This is a genomic window from Actinophytocola xanthii, from assembly GCF_001921205.1.
Classification (GTDB): Bacteria; Actinomycetota; Actinomycetes; order Mycobacteriales; family Pseudonocardiaceae; genus Actinophytocola; species Actinophytocola xanthii.
Window position 1 is genome coordinate 92,995 of sequence record NZ_MSIE01000013.1, and the last position, 19,020, is coordinate 112,014.

A 19,020-nucleotide genomic window follows, 5' to 3' on the forward strand; every position below is an offset into this window, starting at 1 on the left:
CGCTGCTCGCGGCGACGGTGCACGTCGATCTCAAGCAAACGGCGGCCGCCACCGCGCGGCTGCGGACGGCAGCAGGGCTCGCGCGGCAGGCCGGGCACGACGAGATCCGCGCCTGGTGCTTCGAAGACCGAGGCCTGGCGGGTGCTGACCGACGGCGACTACCGGCGCGCCGTCGAGCTGGCCCGTGCCGCGCAGGAGCTCGCGCCGGCAGGCAGCTCGGTCGCGGTCCAGGCCACCGCGCAGGAGGGGCGTGGCTGGGCGCGGCTTCGCGAAACCCGGGAGACCTACCGGGTGCTCGGCCAGGTCGAGCGCCTCGTCTCGCCCCTGGCACGGCCGGAACGACCCGAGCACCACTACCGCTACGACCCCGACAAGTCCCTCGCCTACCTCGCCACGACGTTGGCGTGGGTGGGCGATCCGGCGGCGGAGGGCTGCGCGCGGGAGGTCATCGCCCGGCTCGCCCCGGCCGAGCGCGGCGACGGCTGGACGCGTCGGGTTGCCGTGGCAAACCTCGACCTCGCGTTGGCGCTGCTGGTGACCGGACGGCTGGACGAGGCGTGTGCGGCGGCGTACCGCGCCATCGGGTCCGGTCGCGTGGTGCCGTCCAACCACTGGCGGGCCGCCGAGGTGGTCGAGGCCGTGGCGGCACGCGGGTTGCCCGAGGGGAGGGACCTCCGTGAGGCCTACGAGCGGCTCAGGGGCGGCGCGTTCAGCGGAGGTGCGCCGCCGCCCACTCGTCGTCGTCGGCCTCGGTCAGGCGGGTGACCAGGTCGGCGGGGAGCGGGGGGCAGACGTCCTCGGTGGTGCGCAGGACGGCTGCGGCCTGCAGGTGGCCGGCGCGAAGCCGGCGTCGGGGCGGTGCGCCGGCCAGGGTCGCGGCGAGGAAGCCCGCGGCGAACGCGTCCCCCGCGCCGACCGGCTCGACCACGTCCACCCGCAGCGCGGGCTGGACCACCGGGGGCCGGTCACGCCCGGTGTCGGGGTCGCGCTCGACCAGCGTCGCGCCCTGTTCGGCCTGCTTGACCACGAGCGTGCCCGGCTCGGGCAGCAGCTCGCGGATCGCGGCCGGACCGTCCGCGTCCCAGACGGCCAACGCCTCGTCCGCGCCGACCAGCACGATGTCGGCGGCGGCGGCCAGCTCACGGAGCACCGCGGGATCGCGGTCGCGCCAGAGCGCCGGACGCCAGTTCAGGTCGAAGGAGAGCAGGTGGGTCCGCCTCGGCGCGGCGACCAGCTCACGCACCAGGGCCAGGCAGCTGTCCGACAGCGCGGGCGTGATCCCGCTCGTGTGGACGATCCGCACCTGGTCCAGCGGCAGCTCCGCGACCAGCTCCGGCCCCATCGCCGAGGCGGCCGACCCGCGCCGGTAGTACCGCACCGGGCTGCCGCCGGCGTCGCTCTCCTTGACGTACAGACCGGTCGGGCGGGACGGGTCCACCCGCACCCGCGAGACGTCCACACCGAACCCCGCCACGAAGTCGGCGACCGCCCGGCCGAACGCGTCGTCGCCCACCGCGCTCACCCAGGCCGCGGCGACGCCCATTCCGGCCAGATGGCACGCCACATTGGACTCCGCGCCGCCGACGGTCCTGGTCCACATGCGCACCCGCTCCGGCGGCCCCGCCTCGGTCGGGACGAACAGCGCCATCGACTCCCCGAGGCAGAGGACGTCCACCGGCACCTCCACGCGAGGAGTCCTATCCGGACTCACGTTTGACTGGTCGGGCAGCGGGATGCTACACACCGGTGCGTTGCCCACAGCGCGGTAGGAGGGCCATTGGCCGGGCGGGTTGACCGGGACGCCGTCGCCGCGATCCGGGAGGAACGCGTCGACTGGCGGTTCAAGGGCCTACCGGCCTCCGTCGCCGGCATGACGATCGCCGAGGTGGCGGACGCGGGCCTGAACCTGTTCGAGGACGGCTTCACCCCGCCGGTGATGACCATCGACGCCGCCGCCCTCGAGCACAACCTCGCGACGATGGCCGACTGGTGCCGGGCGCGAGGTCTCGCCCACGCGCCGCACGGCAAGACCACGATGGCACCGCAGCTCTACGCCCGGCAGTTCGACCATGGCGCATGGGGGCAGACCTGCGCCAACGCGGCGCAGCTGCGGGTCTACCGCGCGTTCGGCGTCAGCCCGGTGCTGCTCGCCAACCAGCTGGTGGACCCGGCCGCCCTGCGCTGGCTGGCCGCCGAGCTGGACCGCGACCCGACGTTCGAGTTCGCCTGCTGGGTGGACTCCGTACGCGGCGTCGAGCTGATGACCGCCGCCCTGGCCGACGCCCGACGGCCGGTGGACGTGCTGGTGGAGCTGGGGGTCGCCGGGGGACGGACCGGGGTCCGCGACCGCACGGCCGCGCTCGAGGTGGCCGCCGCGGTGGCCGCGAGCTCGGCGCTGCGGCTGGTCGGCGTCAGCGGCTACGAGGGCGCGGTCAGCCACGAGACCGACCCGGCGGCGCTGACCGCGGTGCGCGACTACCTGGTCGAGCTGCGGGCGCTGGCGGTCGAGCTGGCCGAGGGCGGGCACTTCGACGGGCTGGACAGGGTGATCGTCACCGCCGGCGGGAGCGCCTACTTCGACCTGGTAGCCGAGGTCCTCGGCGAGCCGTGGCCCGCGGGCCCGGCAGTGCTGCCGGTGGTGCGCGGCGGCGCCTACGCCACCCACGACTCCGGCATCTACGCCTACCAGTCACCGCTCGGCACGCACCCTCGGCTGGCCGACGCGCCGCCGCTGCGGCCGGCGCTGCGGGCATGGGCACAGGTCACGTCCTGCCCCGAGCCGGGGCTCGCGCTGCTCACCGCCGGGCGGCGCGACCTGCCGTACGACAACGGGCTGCCGGTGCCCGAGGTGGTGCGGCGGGACGGCGTCGCGGTGCCGTTCACCGCCAGCGTGTCGGCGATGAACGACCAGCACGCGTTCGTACGGTACGAGGGGGCAGAGGGGCTCGGGGTCGGTGACTGGGTCGGCCTCGGCGTCTCCCACCCGTGCACCACGTTCGACAAGTGGCAGTTGATCCCCATCGTGGCGGACGAGACCGTCGTAGACCTGGTGCGAACGTACTTCTGAACTTGATGGCTGCTCCCGCTCCTGAGTTGGGTGGTGCTGTTGGGTTCGCGGCCTTGCGGGGGGTTTATCGCCGTTGTTGGGTCGCCACCCCCGGTTCACGTGACCCCGAAGGTCCCGCGCTGTATCTGATGGTCGCGGACGCGACTGCGCTAAGACACCGTCTTCCCTCGTCGCGTCCTCGGCGCTGGCGCGCCTGCGGGCGCTCCTCAGTCCAGACGGTGTCCGCTCCGTCGCGTCCGCTCCCGGGGGCCGAATCTGGGAGCGCTCCCAGAATACCCCTCTGTTGCCCCGGAATGCCAGGGTGAATTCCCGGGCTGCTTGACAAGTTCGCAGCCGAGCGCCCACTATCTGTAGCTGAAATCTGGGAGCGCTCCCAATGTTCCGGCCTCGTGGGCGTCATCGTCGCCACCACGGAAAGGATCTGCCGTGCCTCGCCAGCCCCACCGCCGCTCGACGTCGTTCGTCGCGGCGGGCGCCGCGGCGCTTGTCACCGCCGCCGTGCTCACTCCGACAGCCGCAGCCCAACCACAGGAGCTGATCACCAACGGCACCTTCGACACCACCACCGCGCCGTGGTGGTGGACCGAGAACGCGCCCGCTGCCGTGGTCGACGGCCAACTGTGCGCCGAGATCCCCGGCGGGACCGCGAACCCCTGGGACGCGATCATCGGCCAGAACGACCTCCCGCTGCAGGCGGGCGAGAGCTACGAGCTCTCCTTCGACGCGTCGGCGTCGATCCCGGTGGGCGTGCTCGCCAAGATCCAGGAGCAGGTTGAGCCCTGGACCGAGCAGCTGTCCGAACCCACGATCCTCGGTCCCGAGCTCCAGCACTTCTCGTACACCTTCACCTCCGAGGTCGACAGCACCGCCCAGCAGGTCGCGTTCCAGGTCGGCGGGAGCGCGGAGCCGTGGACGTTCTGCCTGGACAACGTCTCGCTCACCGGCGGCGTCGAGCCCCCCGACTACGAGCCGGACACCGGGCCGCGGGTCCGGGTGAACCAGGTCGGCTACCTGCCGGACGGACCGAAGAACGCGACCGTCGTGACCGAGGCGACCGAGCCGTTCGAGTGGACGCTCGCCGACGAGTCCGGCACCGTCGTCGCCGAGGGACAATCCACCCCGCGCGGTGTGGACCCGTCCTCGCAGCAGAACGTGCACACGATCGACTTCTCCTCGGTCACCGCGGAGGGCAGCGGCTTCACGCTGACCGCCGACGGGGAGACCAGCTACCCGTTCACCATCGGCAACCTCTACGGCGGGCTGCGCTCGGACTCGCTGCAGTTCTTCTACCTGCAGCGCAGCGGCATCGAGATCGACGGCGACCTGGTGGGCGAGGAGTACGCGCGCCCGGCGGGGCACCTGAACGTGCCGCCGAACCAGGGTGACATCGACGTCCCGTGCCAGGCCGGGGTCTGCGACTACCGGCTCGACGTGCGCGGCGGCTGGTACGACGCGGGCGACCACGGCAAGTACGTGGTCAACGGCGGCATCGCCACCGCCCAGCTGCTCAGCACCTACGAGCGCACCCTGACCGCACCCAGCGCGACCCCCGGCGCCCTCGGCGACAGCACGCTGCGGCTGCCCGAGCGCGGCAACGGCGTGCCCGACGTGCTCGACGAGGCGCGCTGGGAGTTGGAGTTCCTGCTGCGGATGCGGGTTCCCGCCGGTCAGCCGCTGGCCGGGATGGCGCACCACAAGATCCACGACCGGAACTGGACCGGCCTGCCGCTGCTGCCCCACGAGGACCCGGAGCCGCGCGAGCTGCACCCGCCGACCACCGCGGCCACGCTGAACCTGGCGGCCACCGCCGCGCAGTGCGGCCGGCTCTACGCCCCCTACGACGCGGACTTCGCCGCGACCTGCCTCGAGGCGGCCCGCGAGGCCTACGCGGCGGCCGAGGCGAACCCGAACCTGCTGGCCGACCCGAACGACGCCACCGGCGGCGGCGCCTACAACGACGACGACGTCAGCGACGAGTTCTACTGGGCGGCGGTGGAGCTGTACCTGACCACCGGCGAGCAGGGCTACCTCGACGACCTGATGGCCTCGCCGCACCACTGGAGCGAGGAGGCCCTCGGCACCACCGCGTTCTCCTGGCCCGAGACCGCGGGACTCGCCCGGCTCAACCTCGCCACCGTGCCCAGCGACCTGCCCCAGCACGAGCTGGACTGGGTGCGCGGCTCGGTGCGCAGTGCCGCCGACCGGTACCTGGCGACGCTCAACGCCGAGGCGTACGGCCTGCCGATGCCGGGCGAAGCGGAGAACTACGTCTGGGGCGGCAACAGCAACATCATCAACAACGTGATCGTGATCGCGACCGCCTTCGACCTCACCGGCGACAAGCGGTACCGGGACGGCGCGCTGCAGGGGATGGACTACATCTTCGGCCGCAACGCGCTCAACCACTCCTACGTCACCGACTGGGGCACGGTCACCCCGCAGAACCAGCACAGCCGGATCTACGCCCGGCAGCTCGACCCGAACTCGCCCAACCCACCGTCGGGCTCCCTCGCCGGCGGGGCGAACAGCAACCTGCAGGACCCGTTCGCCGCCGACCTGCTGGCCGGCTGCGCGCCCCAGTTCTGCTACGTCGACGACATCCAGTCCTACTCGACGAACGAGGTGGCGATCAACTGGAACTCGGCACTCGCCTGGATCGCGTCGTTCCTGGCTGACCAGGAATGAGCAGGTGGCCGGGCCGGTGGCAACGGAGCCACCGGCCCGGCCACCTCCCAGGAGCGGGAGCGCCAGGAGCGGGAGCGCCAGGAGCGGGAGCGACGGAGCGGACACCGTCTGGACGTAGGAGCGCCCGCAGGCGCGTCAGCGCCGAGGACGTGACGGAGGAAGACGGTGTCTTAGCGCAGGAGCGGGAGCGACCAAAAAACACAGTACAGTTTCCAGGATGTCCGATGATTCACCGCTCGACGAGCTCAACGGGGCCGAGCCGGAGCGGGCCGAGCGGGAGCTGCTGGCCTGCTGCGCTTCCGTGCGCTGGGCGCGTGAGCTGCTGGCCAGGCGCCCCTACCCCGACCTCCCCGGTCTGCGCCGCGTCTCGGCGGCGGTGCTCGAGGAGCTGGACTGGTCCGACGTCGAGCAGGCCCTCTCCGCCCATCCCCGCATCGGCGAGCGGCCCGCCGGCTCCGGGCGGGAGGCCGGCTGGTCCCGCGGCGAGCAGGCCGGCGCCGCCGACGCCGGGCCGGAGGTGCGCGAGGACCTCGCCGTCGGCAACCTCGCCTACGAGGAACGCTTCGGACACGCCTTCCTGATCTGTGCCACCGGGCTCTCCGCCGAGACCATGCTGACCCGGCTCCGCGAGCGCCTGGGCAACGACCCGGAGACCGAGCGGGCGGTCGTGCGGACCGAGCTCGGCAAGATCGTCGACCTGCGGTTGGGGAAGGCGTTCGCTCCGTGAGCCTGTCCACGCACGTCCTCGACACCAGCGTGGGGCGGCCGGCCCCCGACGTGCCCGTCCGCCTGGAGGCCCGCGGCGACGACGGCTGGGAGCCGCTCGCGCGGGGGCGGACCGACGCCGACGGGCGCCTCGCCGGCTGGGAGGTTCCCGCCGCGGGCGTCTACCGGCTGGTCTTCGACGTCGGCGACCACCTCGGCGCGGAGAGCTTCTACCCGGAGGTGGGTGTGGTCTTCCGGGTCGTGGAGCCGGCCGAGCACCACCACGTGCCCCTGCTGGTCAGCCCCTACGGCTACACGACCTACCGGGGGAGCTGAAGTGGCCATCCACCTGGGCGGGAACCAGTACGGCAAGGCCGAGGTGCGCCTGGTCCGCGTGGACCGGGGCGCGGAGCGGCACGCCGTCACCGACCTCAACGTCACCACGACGCTGGCCGGCGACCTGGAGGCCACGCACCTCACCGGTGACAACAGCGGGGTGCTGCCCACCGACACGCAGAAGAACACCGTCTACGCGTTCGCCCGCGAGGGCGTCGGCGAGATCGAGGCGTTCGGCCTGCGCCTGGCCCGGCACTTCGTGGACACGACACCCACGATCACCCGGGCCCGGGTACGGCTCGAGCAGTACCGCTGGGAGCGGCTCACGGTCGACGGCCAGCCGGCGCACCACTCGTTCGCGCGGGCGGCCGGCACCCGGACGGCCACCGTCGCCTACGACGGCTCGACCGCCTGGGTGGTGTCCGGCGTCGCGGACCTCACCCTGCTCAACACCACCGGCTCGGAGTTCCACGGCTTCCACCGCGACCGGTTCACCACGCTTCCCGAGACCGACGACCGCATCCTCGCCACCGCGGTCTCGGCGAGCTGGCGGCACGGGGGAGACCCGGCGGACCGGGCCGACGCCGCCTGGGCCGAGTCGTTCCGCCAGGCCCACCGGCACCTGCTCGAGGCGTTCGCCGACACCCACTCCCTGTCGCTGCAGCAGACCCTGCACGCCATGGGTGAGCGGGTGCTGCGGCACCGCGAGGAGCTGGTCGAGGTGCGCCTGGCGCTGCCGAACAAGCACCACTTCCTCGTCGACCTGGAGCCGTTCGGCCTGGACAACCCGGGCGAGGTCTTCTTCGCGGCCGACCGCCCCTACGGCCTGATCGAGGGCACAGTCCTGCGCGACGGAGCGCCGGACCCCGGCCTGGCCTGGTGGTGAGCCGTGGACTTCCTGAGGCCGGCCTCCCTGGCGGAGGCGTTGGCGGCGAAGGCCGAGAACCCGGCCGCGGTGCCGATCGCCGGCGGTACCGACGTCATGGTGGAGCTCAACTTCGACCGGCGCCGCCCGCCGGCGCTGCTCGACCTCGGGCGCGTCGCCGAGCTGGCGCGGTGGGGCGAGGAGAACGGCCACGTGCGGCTCGGTGCGACCGTGTCCTACACCCGGATCGTGGAGGAGCTGGGGACGGTCCTGCCGGGGTTGGCCATGGCGGCACGCACGGTCGGCTCACCGCAGATCCGCAACCGGGCCGGCGTCGGCGGCAACCTCGGCTCGGCCTCGCCGGCGGGTGACGCGCACCCGCCGTTGCTGGCCGCCGGCGCCGAGGTCGAGCTGGCCTCGGTCCGCGGCACCAGGACCGTCCCGGTCGGCGAGTTCTTCCTGGGGCCCAAGCGGTCCGCGCTCGCCGAGGACGAGCTGATCACCGCTGTCCTGGTGCCGAGGGCCGCCGGCCCGCAGCAGTTCGCGAAGGTCGGCACGCGCAACGCGATGGTGATCGCGGTCTGTTCGTTCGGTCTCGCGCTGGACACGGCCGCCCGGTCGGTGGGCACCGGGATCGGCTCGGCCGGGCCGACTCCGCTGCGCGCGGCGGAGGCCGAGGAGTTCGCCGCCGCGGCGCTGCCCTGGGACGAGCCGGCGGCGCTGGACGAGGCGACCGCGCGGGAGTTCGGGGAGCTGGTCGCCGCGGCCGCACGGCCCATCGACGACGTGCGGGGCAGCGCCGCCTACCGGCGGCACGCGCTGGCCGTGCTCGCCCGGCGCACGCTGCGCTGGGCCTGGCAGGACGTGAGCGGAGGACGTTAGGTGCGGGTCAACCTCGAGATCAACGGCGAGCAGCACACCGCCGACGACGTGTGGCCGGGCGAGAGCCTGCTGTACGTGCTGCGGGAGCGGCTGGGCCTGCCCGGCGCGAAGAACGCCTGCGAGCAGGGCGAGTGCGGCTCGTGCACGGTCTACCTCGACGGCACGCCGGTGTGCGCCTGCCTGGTCGCCGCCGGCCAGGCGGAGGGCAGGTCGGTGCGCACGGTGGAGGGTCTGGGCGGGGAGGACCGGCTGGACCCGGTGCAGGACGCGTTCGTCCGCACCGGCGCCGTGCAGTGCGGGTTCTGTACGCCCGGGCTGGTCATCGCCGCGCACGACCTGGTCCACCGCAACCCGCACGCGAGCGACGCGGAGATCCGCGAGGCGCTGGCCGGGAACCTGTGCCGCTGCACGGGGTACGAGAAGATCCTGGACGCTGTTCGGCTCGCGGCGAGCACGGTCGCCGGGGAGCGCGCATGAGGACCGTGATCGAGAACGCCGCGGTCGTCACGGTCAGCGGCGAGGAGTACGCCTCCGGGCACGTGGTCGTCGCGGACGGGCTCATCGAGGCGGTCGGGCCGGGCGCCGCGCCGCGCTCGGACAGCCCGGTCGACCGGCGCATCGACGGCACCGGCTGCCTGGTCACCCCGGGCCTGGTCAACACCCACCACCACCTCTACCAGTGGGCGACCCGAGGCCTGGCCCAGGACTCGACGCTGTTCGGGTGGCTGGTCGAGCTGTACCCGATCTGGGCCGGGCTCGACGAGGAGGTCACCCGGGCAGCCGCGACGGCCGGTGTGCTGCGCCTGGCGCGCACGGGCTGCACCACGGTCGCTGACCACCACTACGTGCACCCGCGTGCCGGCGGCGATCTGACCGCGGCGGTCATCGACGCGGCGACCTCCGTCGGCGCCCGTGTTCACCTGGTCCGTGGGTCGATGGACCGGGGCGAGTCCCGGGGTGGGCTGCCGCCGGACTCGATTGTCGAGGACATCGACGCCGCGCTCGCCGGCTCCGCCGACGCCGTCGACCGCCACCACGACACCGCGCCCGACGCCGCCGTGCGGGTGGCGATCGGCCCGTGCTCGCCGTTCTCGGTGACCACCGACCTGATGCGCACCACCGCGGAGCTGGCCAGGGACAAGGGGGTTCGGCTGCACACCCACCTCGCGGAGACCCTCGACGAGGAGCGGCAGTGCCTCGAGGAGTTCGGGTGCACGCCGGTGGAGTACGCGGAGAAGACCGGCTGGCTCGGCGCCGACGTGTGGCTCGCCCACGGCGTGCACCTGTCCGACGACGCGGTGGCGCGGCTGGGCGCGACCCGCACCGGGGTGGCCCACTGCCCGACGTCCAACGGCCGCCTCGGCTCCGGCATCGCGCGGGTCGCCGACCTCGTCGCCGCGGGCGCGCCGGTCGGCCTCGGGGTGGACGGTGCGGCGTCCAACGAGGACGGAGGTCTGGGTGTCGAGCTGCGCCAGGCCACCTACCTCGCCCGGCTGCGGGGCGGGGCCGACGCGCTGACCGCACGGGACGCCCTGCGCCTGGCCACGCTCGGCGGCGCGCAGTGCCTCGGGCGGGCCGGCGAGCTCGGCAGCCTCGAGGTCGGCAAGCTCGCCGACCTCGCGGTCTGGCGGCTCGACGGCGTCGAGCACGCCGGCATCGCCGACCCGGTCGCGGCGCTGGTCTTCGGCGCCCTGCCTCCGCTGGCCGCGCTGCTGGTCGGCGGGCGGGTCGTGGTCGAGGACGGGGCCTGCGCCACCGTGTCCGAAGAGGACACCGCGGCCGCGCTGCGGCGGGAGAGCGCCCGACTGCTGGCGAAGGCCGGCCGATGAGCAGGACCGACACGAGAACGGAGTCGCTGACCTCGACCGGCACCGGCGGGGTCGGCGAGAGCCCGCTGCGCCCGGACGGCACGCTGAAGGTGCGCGGGGAGTTCGCCTACTCCTCGGACCTGTGGCACGAGGACATGCTGTGGGGCGCGACCCTGCGCAGCCCGCACCCCTACGCCCGGATCCGGTCGATCGACGTCGGGCCGGCGTTGACCGTGCCCGGCGTGCACGTCGTGCTCACCCACGAGGACGTCCCGGGGGAGAACCGCTACGGCCTCGAGCACGCCGACCAACCGGTGCTCGCCGTCGACGTCGTGCGCTACCAGGGCGAGCCGGTGGCGATCGTGGCGGCCGACGACCCGGAGACCGCCCGGCGCGCGGCGGCGCGGGTGCGGGTGGACTACGAGGTGCTGGAGCCGGTGACCGACGCGGAGGCGGCGCTCGCCGACGGAGCGCCGGTGCTGCACCCGGACCATCCGGGCGGGAACCTGGTGCGCCAGGTCAGGATTCGCTTCGGTGACCCGGCGCCGACCGCGCCGGTCGTGGTCTCCGGCGAGTACACGGTCGGCATGCAGGACCAGGCGTTCCTCGGTCCCGAGTCCGGAATGGCCGTCCCGGCCGAGGACGGCGGGATCGACCTCTACGTCGCCACCCAGTGGCTGCACGCCGACCAGCGCCAGGTCTGCCTGGCGCTGGGGCTCGCCCCGGACAAGGTGCGGTTGCACCTCGCCGGTGTCGGCGGCGCCTTCGGGGCGCGCGAGGACCTGTCGATGCAGGTCCACGCCAGCCTGCTGGCCCTGCGGACCGGGAAGCCGGTCAAGATCGTCTACGGGCGGGAGGAGTCGTTCTTCGGCCATGTGCACCGGCACCCGGCCGTGCTCCGCTACGAGCACGGCGCGACCCGCGACGGCGAGCTGGTCTACGTGCAGGCCGAGATCATCCTCGACGGCGGGGCGTACGCCTCGACCACCGCCGCGGTCACCGGCAACGCGGCGACGCTCGGCGCCGGACCGTACCGGGTCCCCAATGTCCACATCGACTGCACCGGTGTCTACACGAACAACCCGCCCTGCGGGGCGATGCGCGGGTTCGGCGCTGTCCAGGCGTGCTTCGCCTACGAGTCCCAGATGGACAAGCTGGCCGAGGCACTGGGGATCTCGCCGGTCGAGGTGCGGGTGCGCAACGCGCTCGAACAGGGGTCGGTCATGCCGACCGGGCAGGTGGTGGACTCCGCCGCGCCGGTCGCCGAGCTGCTCGAGCGGGTCCGGGACCGGCCGCTCCCGCCCGAGCGCGGCGGTCCGCTGGACCTGCGCGAGCTGCCCGGCGGGGTGTCGAACACGACCCACGGCGAAGGCGTCGTGCGCGGCGTCGGGTACGGCGTCGGCGTGAAGAACGTGGGTTTCTCCGAGGGGTTCGACGACTACTCCACCGCGCGGGTGCGGCTGGAGGTGACCGCCGGGGAGCCGGTCGCGTCGGTGCACACCGCCGCCGCGGAGGTGGGCCAGGGGTTGGTCACGCTCCAGGCGCAGATCGCCAGGACCGAGCTCGGCGTGGCGCGGGTGGTGATCCTGCCGGCGGACACGAGCGTCGGCAGCGCGGGGTCGACCTCGGCCTCGCGGCAGAGCTACGTCACCGGCGGTGCGGTCCGGGCGGCCTGCGAGGCGGTGCGCGAGGCGGTGCTGGCGCGGGTTCCGGGGGCCGCAGGGCTCGCCGGGGCGGCCGTGGTCTCGGCGTCCGGCGAGGTGCTCGCCGACCTGGTCGAGGTGCTCGGCGAGGACGTCGTGGAGCGGACCGTCGAGTGGCGCCACCGGCCCACCGAGGCGTTGGACCCGGCGACCGGCAGGGCTTTCGCGCACGTGCAGTACGCCTTCGCGGCCCACCGCGCGGTGGTCGACGTGGACACCGAGCTCGGCCTGGTCCGGGTCGTCGAGCTGGCCTGCGCCCAGGACGTCGGGCGGGCGATGAACCCGGACGCCGTGGTCGGCCAGATCCAGGGTGGTTCCGTGCAGGGGCTCGGGCTCGCGGTGATGGAGGAGATCCAGGTCGTCGACGGCGTGGTGCGCAATGCCTCGTTCACCGACTACCTGATCCCCACCGTGCTCGACACCCCGCCGATGCCGGTCGAGGTCCTCGAGTACGCCGACCCGCACGCGCCCTACGGCCTGCGCGGCGTCGGCGAGCCGCCGACCCTGTCCTCGACACCGGCCATCGTGGCCGCGATCCGGGCGGCGACGGGGAGGGCGTTGACCCGAGCCCCGGTCCGGCCGGAGCACATCGTCGATGGTTAACCCGTTCGTATTATTGGCAGGGCGCCAATCGTCGGATGTCGCATACCGTGACGACTTTTCTCTGGTTTCAGGCGGATACGAGACGGCCTAACCGAAAATAGTTCACTCTTTCGGGCTAGCGCTCAGCACCTAGGGTAGGTAACAAGTCGGGTGCCTAGCGCCCGTTTGGAGGCAGAACCCGTGACAAGTGCACTGGTAACGTCAACGCGCGACTCACGGCGAAGGACGACGAGAAACCCCGATGACTTGGCCTACGGATGGCTCCGGTGCGACGCGTTGAGCTGGTCACCCGGTGGGCGCGGGAACTGGACCAGGTCATCTACCTCGCGCGGTCCCGGGACGACATAGAACACGCGCTGACCAGCGCGCTCGACGATGTCGTTCGTACGCTGACGGCCGACCCGTTCCGCCCGGAACGAGCCGCGGTCGTGGCGGAGCGGTTGGTGGAGCTGGGCCTGACCAGCTCCGAGAGTCTCGAGAGGTCGATCGAGGTACTGGGTAAGGGCATGCCACATCTGCCTGAGTTGGACGGCATCGACGCCGCCGCCGAGAAGCTCGTCCGCGTGCTGAGCACGATGGCGAGGGGTTTCAGCGACGGCATGCGCCAGCGGCTGTTCGACGAGCAGGAGGGGCTGACCCGCGCGCTCATCCAGGCGAGGGAGAACGCCGAGCGCGCGCTCTCGGACAGCGAGGCCCGGTTCGAGGAGATCTTCTCGACCTCGTCGGTCGGCATGGCGATCAGCGACCTGGACGGCACGCTGCTGCGCACCAACCGCGCCCTCGCCGCGATCCTCGGCCACCGCGGTCCGCTCTCGGCGGCGCGGCTGGAGGACCTGTTCCACGCCGAGGACGCGGAGTACCTGCGGCTGCGGTACCAGGTGCTGCTGGAGGACGACTCGCTGCCGTTCCGTGAGCGTCGGCGGCTGCTGCGTGAGGACGGCGAGGAGGCCCTGGTCTTCCTCTCGGCGTCGGTGCTGCGCGACCCCGACGGCACCCCGCGCTACTTCGTCACCTCCGCGGAGGACGTCTCGGACAAGCACTTACTCGAGGGGCAGCTGCAGTTCCAGGCGACCCACGACGTGCTGACCGGGCTGGCGAACCGGTCCCGCTTCACCGGACGGCTGGAAGAGGCGTTACGCGGCAGCTGTTCCCACGACGACGTGACGGTGTTCCACCTGGACCTGGACGGGTTCCGCACGGTCAACAACGGCCTCGGCCGGGATGCCGGCGACCGCCTGCTGCAGACCGTCGCCAGCCGGCTGCGCGAGGTCTTCGGCGAGGAGAGCGCGACGGTCGCCCGCTTCGACGGCGACGAGTTCGCGGTCCTGGTCGAGAACACCCCCGCCACCCCCAGCATCGCGAGTCTGGCCGCCCGGATCAACGACGAGCTCGCCGAGCCGGTCTACATCGGCGAGCACGGCGTCGCGGCCACCGCGACCATCGCCGTCATGCACCGGCCCCCGCACGACGCGCTGCCCGCCGAGATCCTCCGGGCCACCGACCTCACCCTGCAGCGGCTCAAGACCACCGGCCGCCGCCAGTGGGGCGTGGTCGACGCCGAGGCCAACGAGCGTGACCGGGAGCTGTTCTCGCTGGCCAGCTCGATGCCCGGCGCCTGGGAGAACGGCGAGATCGCCCTGGAGTACCAGCCGCTGGTCTCCGCGGCGGACCGCCGGCCGGTCGCGCTGCAGGCGCTGCTGCGCTGGAACCACCCCGACTACGGCCGGCTCGACCACACCCGCTGCCTGGAAGCGCTCGCCGAGACCGGCCTCGCCATGCCGATCGGCCGCTGGATGCTCGACCAGGCCTGTACGCAGCTCAGCGGCTGGGCCGCACGCTCCGACGAGCCACTGCCGAAGCTGTACGTGGAGCTCAGCACCGAGCTCGCCGGCGACCCGGACCTGATCGCCACCGTGCACGGCGTGCTCACCGCCGCCCACCTCGAGCCCGAGCGGCTGCGCCTGGGCATGCCGGTCCAGGCGCTGTGCCGGGTCGACGGCCTGGCCGAGGACAACCTCGACGTGCTCACCGACCTCGGCATGGAGGTCGTGCTCTACGAGTTCGGCAACAGCCGCGGCGACCTGGCCTGCCTGGAGGACCTGCCCGTCCACGCGGTGAAGATGGCCGGCAAGGTCGTCAGCCGAGTGGCCCGCCAGGGCGACAACGCCCTGTTCACCAGGTCCATCCGCCAACTCGTCCCACTGATCCGCGACTCCGGCACCCCGGTCATCGTCGGCAACGTCGACAGTCAGGCCCAGTACGACTGGTGGCGCGCCATCGGCGTCGACGCCCTCCAGGGCGACTTCACCGGCACCACCGCCTCCTCCCACGACACCGAGCACCTCTTCGTCGCCTGAGGCGGAGCATCCCGAGTAGCCTGACCACGTACCTCTTCACCGGGGACATGAGGTGGGCATGGCTACTCCGGGTCCCGAGCTTCCTGTCGGACGCCGCATCGAGTGGTACCGCAGGCAGGCCGGCATGTCCCGCACGGTCGTCGCCGACCGGGTCGGTCGCTCGGCCAGTTGGCTCAAGGGGGTCGAGACGGGCCGTCTCCTGGTTCCGCGCCTCGACATGCTGCTACGGCTCGCGCAGGCGCTCGAGCTGGCCGACCTCGCCGCGCTGACCGGCAACGGCGAGGCTGTGCCGGTGCGTGTCTTCGCCGGTGAGCGGCACGCCGCGCTCGGGGCTGTGCGGGCCGCGCTCATGGACTACCAGCTGACGCCGACCGGGCAGACACCTCGTGCCGACCACGTGGCGCGCCGGCTGGAGCAGGCGTGGCGAGTGCGGCACGCCAGCCCCGACCACCGGACCCAGTTGGGCGCGCTGCTGCCCGACCTCGTTCGTGACGCCCAGCACGCCGCCCGTGCCGCTGAGGACCGCCGCAACGCCCGCCGCGTGTTGTCCGGCGTGTACCAGCTCGCCGACTTCTACGTCGCCTATCAGCCCGCACCGGAACTGGTGTGGCTGGTCGCCGACCGCGCGTTGACCGAGGGCCGGGAGGCGGACGATCCGTACGCGGTCGCCGGTGGAACCTGGGCCATGGTCGGCGCGCTCCGCGACGCCGGCCGCTGGGAGGAAGCGATCAGGCTCGCCACCGACGCCACGCAGCAGCTTCGGCCACACCTCGCCGATGCTCCGGACGACTGGCGGGGCATGCTCGGCGCACTCGAAGCGGAGATCGCTCTCGTCCACGCGCGCCGTGGACGGCATGGCGAGGCGTGGGCACACCTCGAACGAGCCGAGGCGGTCGCACGTCGGCTCGGGCTTGGGTACCGGCACGTGCAAACCTCGTTCTCGGTGCCGGTGATCGCGGCGCACGCGACCACGCTGGGGGTTGAGCTGCGGCGAGCGGGCGAGGCGCTGCGGGCCGCGGGATCGGTCGACGCCGACGCGATCGCGTCGGTGCCGCGACAGTCGCGACACCTGATCGAGGTGGCCCGAGCGCACCACCAGCGCGACGAGCGCGACGCGGTGTGGGCGCTGCTCGACAGGGCGGAACGGACCGCGAGCGAAACGATCCGGTACAACGGCTTCGCCCGTGCGATGCTGCTCGAGCTGCGGGACCGGCCGCCGACCGGGTTGCGTGACGATGTCCGTGACCTGTGCGAACGGGTCGGGATCGCCGCTTAGCCAGTAGGTGCCCCACTCGAGTGAGGGCACAGTCTGTGCCCCGTGCTGGTCCGCCGCTCTCCTAACGTCCTCGCAGGACGGAGGGAGGAGCTTCCCCATGCTGAAAGAGCTGCTCGTCATCGGAGCACTCGGCGCGCTTGGTGGCCTGCTTGTCGGGCCGCCGCTGGGCTACTGGTCGGTGCGGTGGGAGGACGCGTTGGACCGGCACCGCCGGCACTGCCTGACCTGTCAGCAGCGGGCGCGGCGACGGGAAGCCCGAGCCGCGCGGAAGGCCCGCCGTGCGTGAGCGCGTGGTGGAGCTGCTCGCCGAGGCGCGGTTGAAGCCGTGGCAGCAGCGCCGGGAGGGCGAGTCGCTCCGCGAGTGGGAGCAGCGGCTGCACCACACCTGCTACCGGTGCGGGCATGTCGAGGCGGACGCGACCACGCTCGACGTCCACGAGAACACCCGCCACGCCTGACGCCGGCGCTGACCGTGCGGCTCGGCACGCCGGTGGCACGGACGTCGGGCTCGGGTTCGCCATCCGCGCGGGTGGGCGGACCGCCGGCGCGGGCACGGTCGCCGCGCTGCTCGACTGGGCGAGGGGCGGCCTCCCCTCCCGGGGGCTGCGTCTCCGGCATGCTGGGCCGATGGAGTTCCTGCGGAGTCGGATCATCGTGCGTCCCCGGGACCGGGACCGGTCGCTTGCCTTCTACCGGGACACCCTCGGTCTCGCGGTCTACCGGGAGTTCCCCGGCGGGACCGTGTTCTTCCTCGGCAACGGCCTGCTGGAGGTGTCCGGACAGGGCGAGGCGGGACCGGGAGCCGACGTGGTGCTCTGGTTGCAGGTCCGGGACCTGGCCGCCACTGTTCGGGAGCTCGCCGAGCGCGGGGTGCCGCTGGTGCGGGAGCCACGCGAGGAGCCCTGGGGGCTGCTCGAGGGGTGGATCGCCGACCCGGACGGCCTGCGGATCGTGCTCGTCGAGATTCCTGAGAATCATCCACTGAGACTCGACCAGCGCTCCAGATAAAGTTCAACGGAGCGTGTACGAGACACTACTCGGACGCTACTCGGCTGCTACCGAACTGCTACCGAATTGGCAGTGAAACGAAAATGGGCGGCCATCCGGTTGAACCGGAATGGCCGCCCATTCGGGACGGCGGGGAAGATCAGGCAGCGGCGGCGACCGGCGCGATCGCGGCCTCTCCGGCGGCGGTGAGGCGGGCCGGGACGCGCTGGCCGATGGCACCGCGGGTCACCGGCTCGACCAGCCCGGCGTGCGCCAGCGTATGCGCGGTGTACTGGTCACAGCAGGGAACATCGTCGATGAACAGGTCCGGCTCGCTGCTGCAGCTGATCATCGCCCGACCGGCTACGACCGCGCGCAGCATGGAGAGGGCTCGGTGGTTCAGACCTTCAGACAGTGGCGCGATGCGGACGGACATGATGTTCCTCGATACTGTGCGGTGCGGTTCGGGTTCGCTCTGACAATCGTCTGACGCTTACCGATGCTGACCGGTTTCATCGAACTTTTCCCGTTGATTGTTACTAACAAGAGCGCCGAATGTCCACCCAGATACTCGCTCAGCGGTCGAGTTTCGCACGCAGCCATACGGGCCACCCCCGCGGGCGCCGGGCGATCGAGCCGAGCAGCCGCAACCCGTCGAAGTGCGCCGTCCGCTCCGCGACCAGCCCGTCCCGCAGCACGATCTTGTCGACCGTGACCCACTCGATCGGCCGCCGACCGAAGGTCCCGGCCAACCTCAGCTCGACGAAGACCGTCTGCTCGTCCGCAGCCGCCCAGGAGACCACCTCGCCCCGCAGGTCGGGGATCGTCTGGAGCAACTCGTCGAAGAGGTTGGCCAGCCGGTCGTGACCGTGGGCCGGCGCGGCCAGCGGCTGGGTCAGCGTGGCGTCGGGCCGGGTGAGGGCCATCAGCCCCTCGACGGTGGGCGCCGACCACGCGTCGGCGAAGCGGCGGACGAACTCCGCCGGATCGGTCTGCACCATGGCGCAACACGCTAGCCGAGCCACTCACCAAAGCCGGAGAGCACCGCGGCTCGGGACCACCAAGACCCCGTCGAGCGCGAAACCAGCTCAGGCAGCTGCCGGAGAACGGTCCGCGGCGAGCCGGACGGCGAGCACGCCGAGCACCCCGCCCATCAGGTACCGCTGCACCCGCAGCCACAGCGGTCGCCTGGCCAGGAACCGGGCGAGCGACCCCGCCCCGAGCACGATCAACGCGTTGACCACCAACGCCACCGCGATCTGAATCCCGCCCAGCACCAGGCTCTGCGCCGCCACCGACCCCCGCCCGTGGTCGATGAACTGGGGCAGCAGCGCCACGTAGAGCACGGCGATCTTCGGGTTCAGCAGGTTGGTCACCAGCCCCATCACGAACAACCGCCGCGGCCGCTCGACCGGCAGCTCGGCCGCCGCGAACGCCGACCGGCCGCCGGGCCGCACCGCCTGCCACGCCAGCCACAACAGATACAGCGCCCCGCCGATCTTCAGCGCCGTGTAGGCGGCCGGCACGGCGAGCAGGACCGCCGTCACCCCGGCCGTCGCCGCCGCGAGGTAGACCAGGAACCCCACCGCCACGCCGAGCAGCGAGATCAGGCCCGCCCGGCGACCCTGGGTGACCGACCGGGAGACCAGGTACATCATGTTCGGCCCCGGGGTCAGCACCAACCCCAGCGCCACCAGGGCGATTCCCGTCGCCGCAGCCGTGCTCACCATCGCCCCAGCCTAGGGC

The 19,020-nt window shown here is 72.7% G+C and carries 19 protein-coding genes; 15 read left to right on the plus strand and 4 right to left on the minus strand.

The annotated features are described in order from the left end of the window. The first annotated feature begins 141 nt into the window (after nt 1-141). Entirely contained in the window at nt 142-765 is a 624-nt protein-coding gene (locus BU204_RS40665) for a hypothetical protein (protein ID WP_075125128.1), read from the plus strand. Here BU204_RS40665 and BU204_RS08995 read toward each other — a convergent pair. Beyond that, nucleotides 710-1,687, minus strand: coding sequence for a sugar kinase (locus BU204_RS08995; RefSeq protein WP_269844634.1), 978 nt, complete (start codon nt 1,685-1,687; stop codon nt 710-712). The two genes, BU204_RS40665 and BU204_RS08995, sit on opposite strands and share 56 nt — an antisense overlap. Nucleotides 1,688-1,777: 90 nt before the next feature. Between BU204_RS08995 and BU204_RS09000 the strand changes: the two genes are divergently transcribed. From BU204_RS09000 to BU204_RS09065, 14 genes are all read left to right on the plus strand, one after another. Beyond that, nucleotides 1,778-3,067, plus strand: coding sequence for an alanine racemase (locus BU204_RS09000; protein ID WP_075125129.1), 1,290 nt, complete (start codon nt 1,778-1,780; stop codon nt 3,065-3,067). A 426-nt stretch (nt 3,068-3,493) separates the two neighbouring features. Then, on the plus strand, nt 3,494-5,752 hold the full coding sequence (locus BU204_RS09005; RefSeq protein WP_075125130.1) for a glycoside hydrolase family 9 protein: 2,259 nt from the start codon (nt 3,494-3,496) through the stop codon (nt 5,750-5,752). A 217-nt stretch (nt 5,753-5,969) separates the two neighbouring features. Beyond that, entirely contained in the window at nt 5,970-6,479 is a 510-nt protein-coding gene (gene uraD, locus BU204_RS09010) for a 2-oxo-4-hydroxy-4-carboxy-5-ureidoimidazoline decarboxylase (RefSeq protein ID WP_075125131.1), read from the plus strand. Continuing rightward, a complete protein-coding gene (uraH, locus tag BU204_RS09015; RefSeq protein ID WP_075125132.1) occupies nt 6,476-6,793 on the plus strand; it encodes a hydroxyisourate hydrolase in 318 nt (105 codons plus the stop codon). Before uraD ends, uraH begins: the two co-directional genes overlap by 4 nt. Nucleotide 6,794: 1 nt before the next feature. After that, nucleotides 6,795-7,679, plus strand: a complete 885-nt coding sequence (gene pucL / locus BU204_RS09020; protein ID WP_075125133.1) for a factor-independent urate hydroxylase — start codon at nt 6,795-6,797, stop codon at nt 7,677-7,679. 3 nt (nt 7,680-7,682) lie between these two features. Beyond that, nucleotides 7,683-8,540 (plus strand): FAD binding domain-containing protein, encoded by an 858-nt coding sequence (locus tag BU204_RS09025; protein ID WP_075125134.1) that lies wholly within the window; start codon nt 7,683-7,685, stop codon nt 8,538-8,540. Next, a complete protein-coding gene (locus BU204_RS09030) occupies nt 8,541-9,017 on the plus strand; it encodes a (2Fe-2S)-binding protein (protein ID WP_075125135.1) in 477 nt (158 codons plus the stop codon). Continuing rightward, nucleotides 9,014-10,369: an 8-oxoguanine deaminase gene (locus BU204_RS09035; RefSeq protein ID WP_075125136.1), complete on the plus strand. Its 1,356-nt coding sequence runs from the start codon at nt 9,014-9,016 to the stop codon at nt 10,367-10,369. Before BU204_RS09030 ends, BU204_RS09035 begins: the two co-directional genes overlap by 4 nt. Further along, nucleotides 10,366-12,654 (plus strand): xanthine dehydrogenase subunit D, encoded by a 2,289-nt coding sequence (pucD, locus tag BU204_RS09040; protein ID WP_075125137.1) that lies wholly within the window; start codon nt 10,366-10,368, stop codon nt 12,652-12,654. The genes BU204_RS09035 and pucD overlap by 4 nt, the downstream gene beginning before the upstream one ends. A gap of 266 nt (nt 12,655-12,920) precedes the next feature. Continuing rightward, the gene (locus BU204_RS09045; protein WP_158073422.1) at nt 12,921-15,011 is read left to right on the plus strand and encodes a putative bifunctional diguanylate cyclase/phosphodiesterase; all 2,091 of its coding nucleotides are present in this window, start codon (nt 12,921-12,923) and stop codon (nt 15,009-15,011) included. 58 nt (nt 15,012-15,069) lie between these two features. Then, nucleotides 15,070-16,287 carry a helix-turn-helix domain-containing protein gene (locus BU204_RS09050; protein ID WP_075125139.1) on the plus strand — a complete coding sequence of 406 codons (1,218 nt, stop codon included), beginning with the start codon at nt 15,070-15,072 and terminating at the stop codon, nt 16,285-16,287. A 97-nt stretch (nt 16,288-16,384) separates the two neighbouring features. After that, nucleotides 16,385-16,573 carry a hypothetical protein gene (locus tag BU204_RS09055; protein ID WP_075125140.1) on the plus strand — a complete coding sequence of 63 codons (189 nt, stop codon included), beginning with the start codon at nt 16,385-16,387 and terminating at the stop codon, nt 16,571-16,573. After that, nucleotides 16,566-16,745, plus strand: a complete 180-nt coding sequence (locus tag BU204_RS09060) for a hypothetical protein (protein WP_075125141.1) — start codon at nt 16,566-16,568, stop codon at nt 16,743-16,745. Before BU204_RS09055 ends, BU204_RS09060 begins: the two co-directional genes overlap by 8 nt. 169 nt (nt 16,746-16,914) lie before the next feature. Further along, on the plus strand, nt 16,915-17,295 hold the full coding sequence (locus BU204_RS09065) for a VOC family protein (RefSeq protein ID WP_075125142.1): 381 nt from the start codon (nt 16,915-16,917) through the stop codon (nt 17,293-17,295). A gap of 139 nt (nt 17,296-17,434) precedes the next feature. Here BU204_RS09065 and BU204_RS09070 read toward each other — a convergent pair whose 3' ends face one another. From BU204_RS09070 to BU204_RS09080, 3 genes are all read right to left on the minus strand, one after another. Beyond that, complete coding sequence (locus tag BU204_RS09070) at nt 17,435-17,710, minus strand: hypothetical protein (RefSeq protein ID WP_075125143.1); 276 nt, start codon at nt 17,708-17,710, stop codon at nt 17,435-17,437. A gap of 139 nt (nt 17,711-17,849) precedes the next feature. Continuing rightward, the gene (locus tag BU204_RS09075) at nt 17,850-18,275 is read right to left on the minus strand and encodes a nuclear transport factor 2 family protein (RefSeq protein WP_075125144.1); all 426 of its coding nucleotides are present in this window, start codon (nt 18,273-18,275) and stop codon (nt 17,850-17,852) included. A gap of 87 nt (nt 18,276-18,362) precedes the next feature. Further along, nucleotides 18,363-19,004: a LysE family translocator gene (locus BU204_RS09080; protein WP_075125145.1), complete on the minus strand. Its 642-nt coding sequence runs from the start codon at nt 19,002-19,004 to the stop codon at nt 18,363-18,365. Nucleotides 19,005-19,020: the final 16 nt, after the last annotated feature.

What these genes read in the sequence shown, in the direction of transcription:
- uraD (WP_075125131.1), top strand. Translation starts at nt 5,970, where the DNA reads ATGTCCGATGATTCACCGCTCGACGAGCTCAACGGGGCCGAGCCGGAG.
- BU204_RS09035 (WP_075125136.1), top strand. Translation starts at nt 9,014, where the DNA reads ATGAGGACCGTGATCGAGAACGCCGCGGTCGTCACGGTCAGCGGCGAG.
- pucD (WP_075125137.1), top strand. Translation starts at nt 10,366, where the DNA reads ATGAGCAGGACCGACACGAGAACGGAGTCGCTGACCTCGACCGGCACC.
- BU204_RS09050 (WP_075125139.1), top strand. Translation starts at nt 15,070, where the DNA reads ATGGCTACTCCGGGTCCCGAGCTTCCTGTCGGACGCCGCATCGAGTGG.
- BU204_RS09055 (WP_075125140.1), top strand. Translation starts at nt 16,385, where the DNA reads ATGCTGAAAGAGCTGCTCGTCATCGGAGCACTCGGCGCGCTTGGTGGC.
- BU204_RS09065 (WP_075125142.1), top strand. Translation starts at nt 16,915, where the DNA reads ATGGAGTTCCTGCGGAGTCGGATCATCGTGCGTCCCCGGGACCGGGAC.
- BU204_RS09070 (WP_075125143.1), bottom strand. Translation starts at nt 17,710, where the DNA reads ATGTCCGTCCGCATCGCGCCACTGTCTGAAGGTCTGAACCACCGAGCC.
- BU204_RS09075 (WP_075125144.1), bottom strand. Translation starts at nt 18,275, where the DNA reads ATGGTGCAGACCGATCCGGCGGAGTTCGTCCGCCGCTTCGCCGACGCG.
- BU204_RS09080 (WP_075125145.1), bottom strand. Translation starts at nt 19,004, where the DNA reads ATGGTGAGCACGGCTGCGGCGACGGGAATCGCCCTGGTGGCGCTGGGG.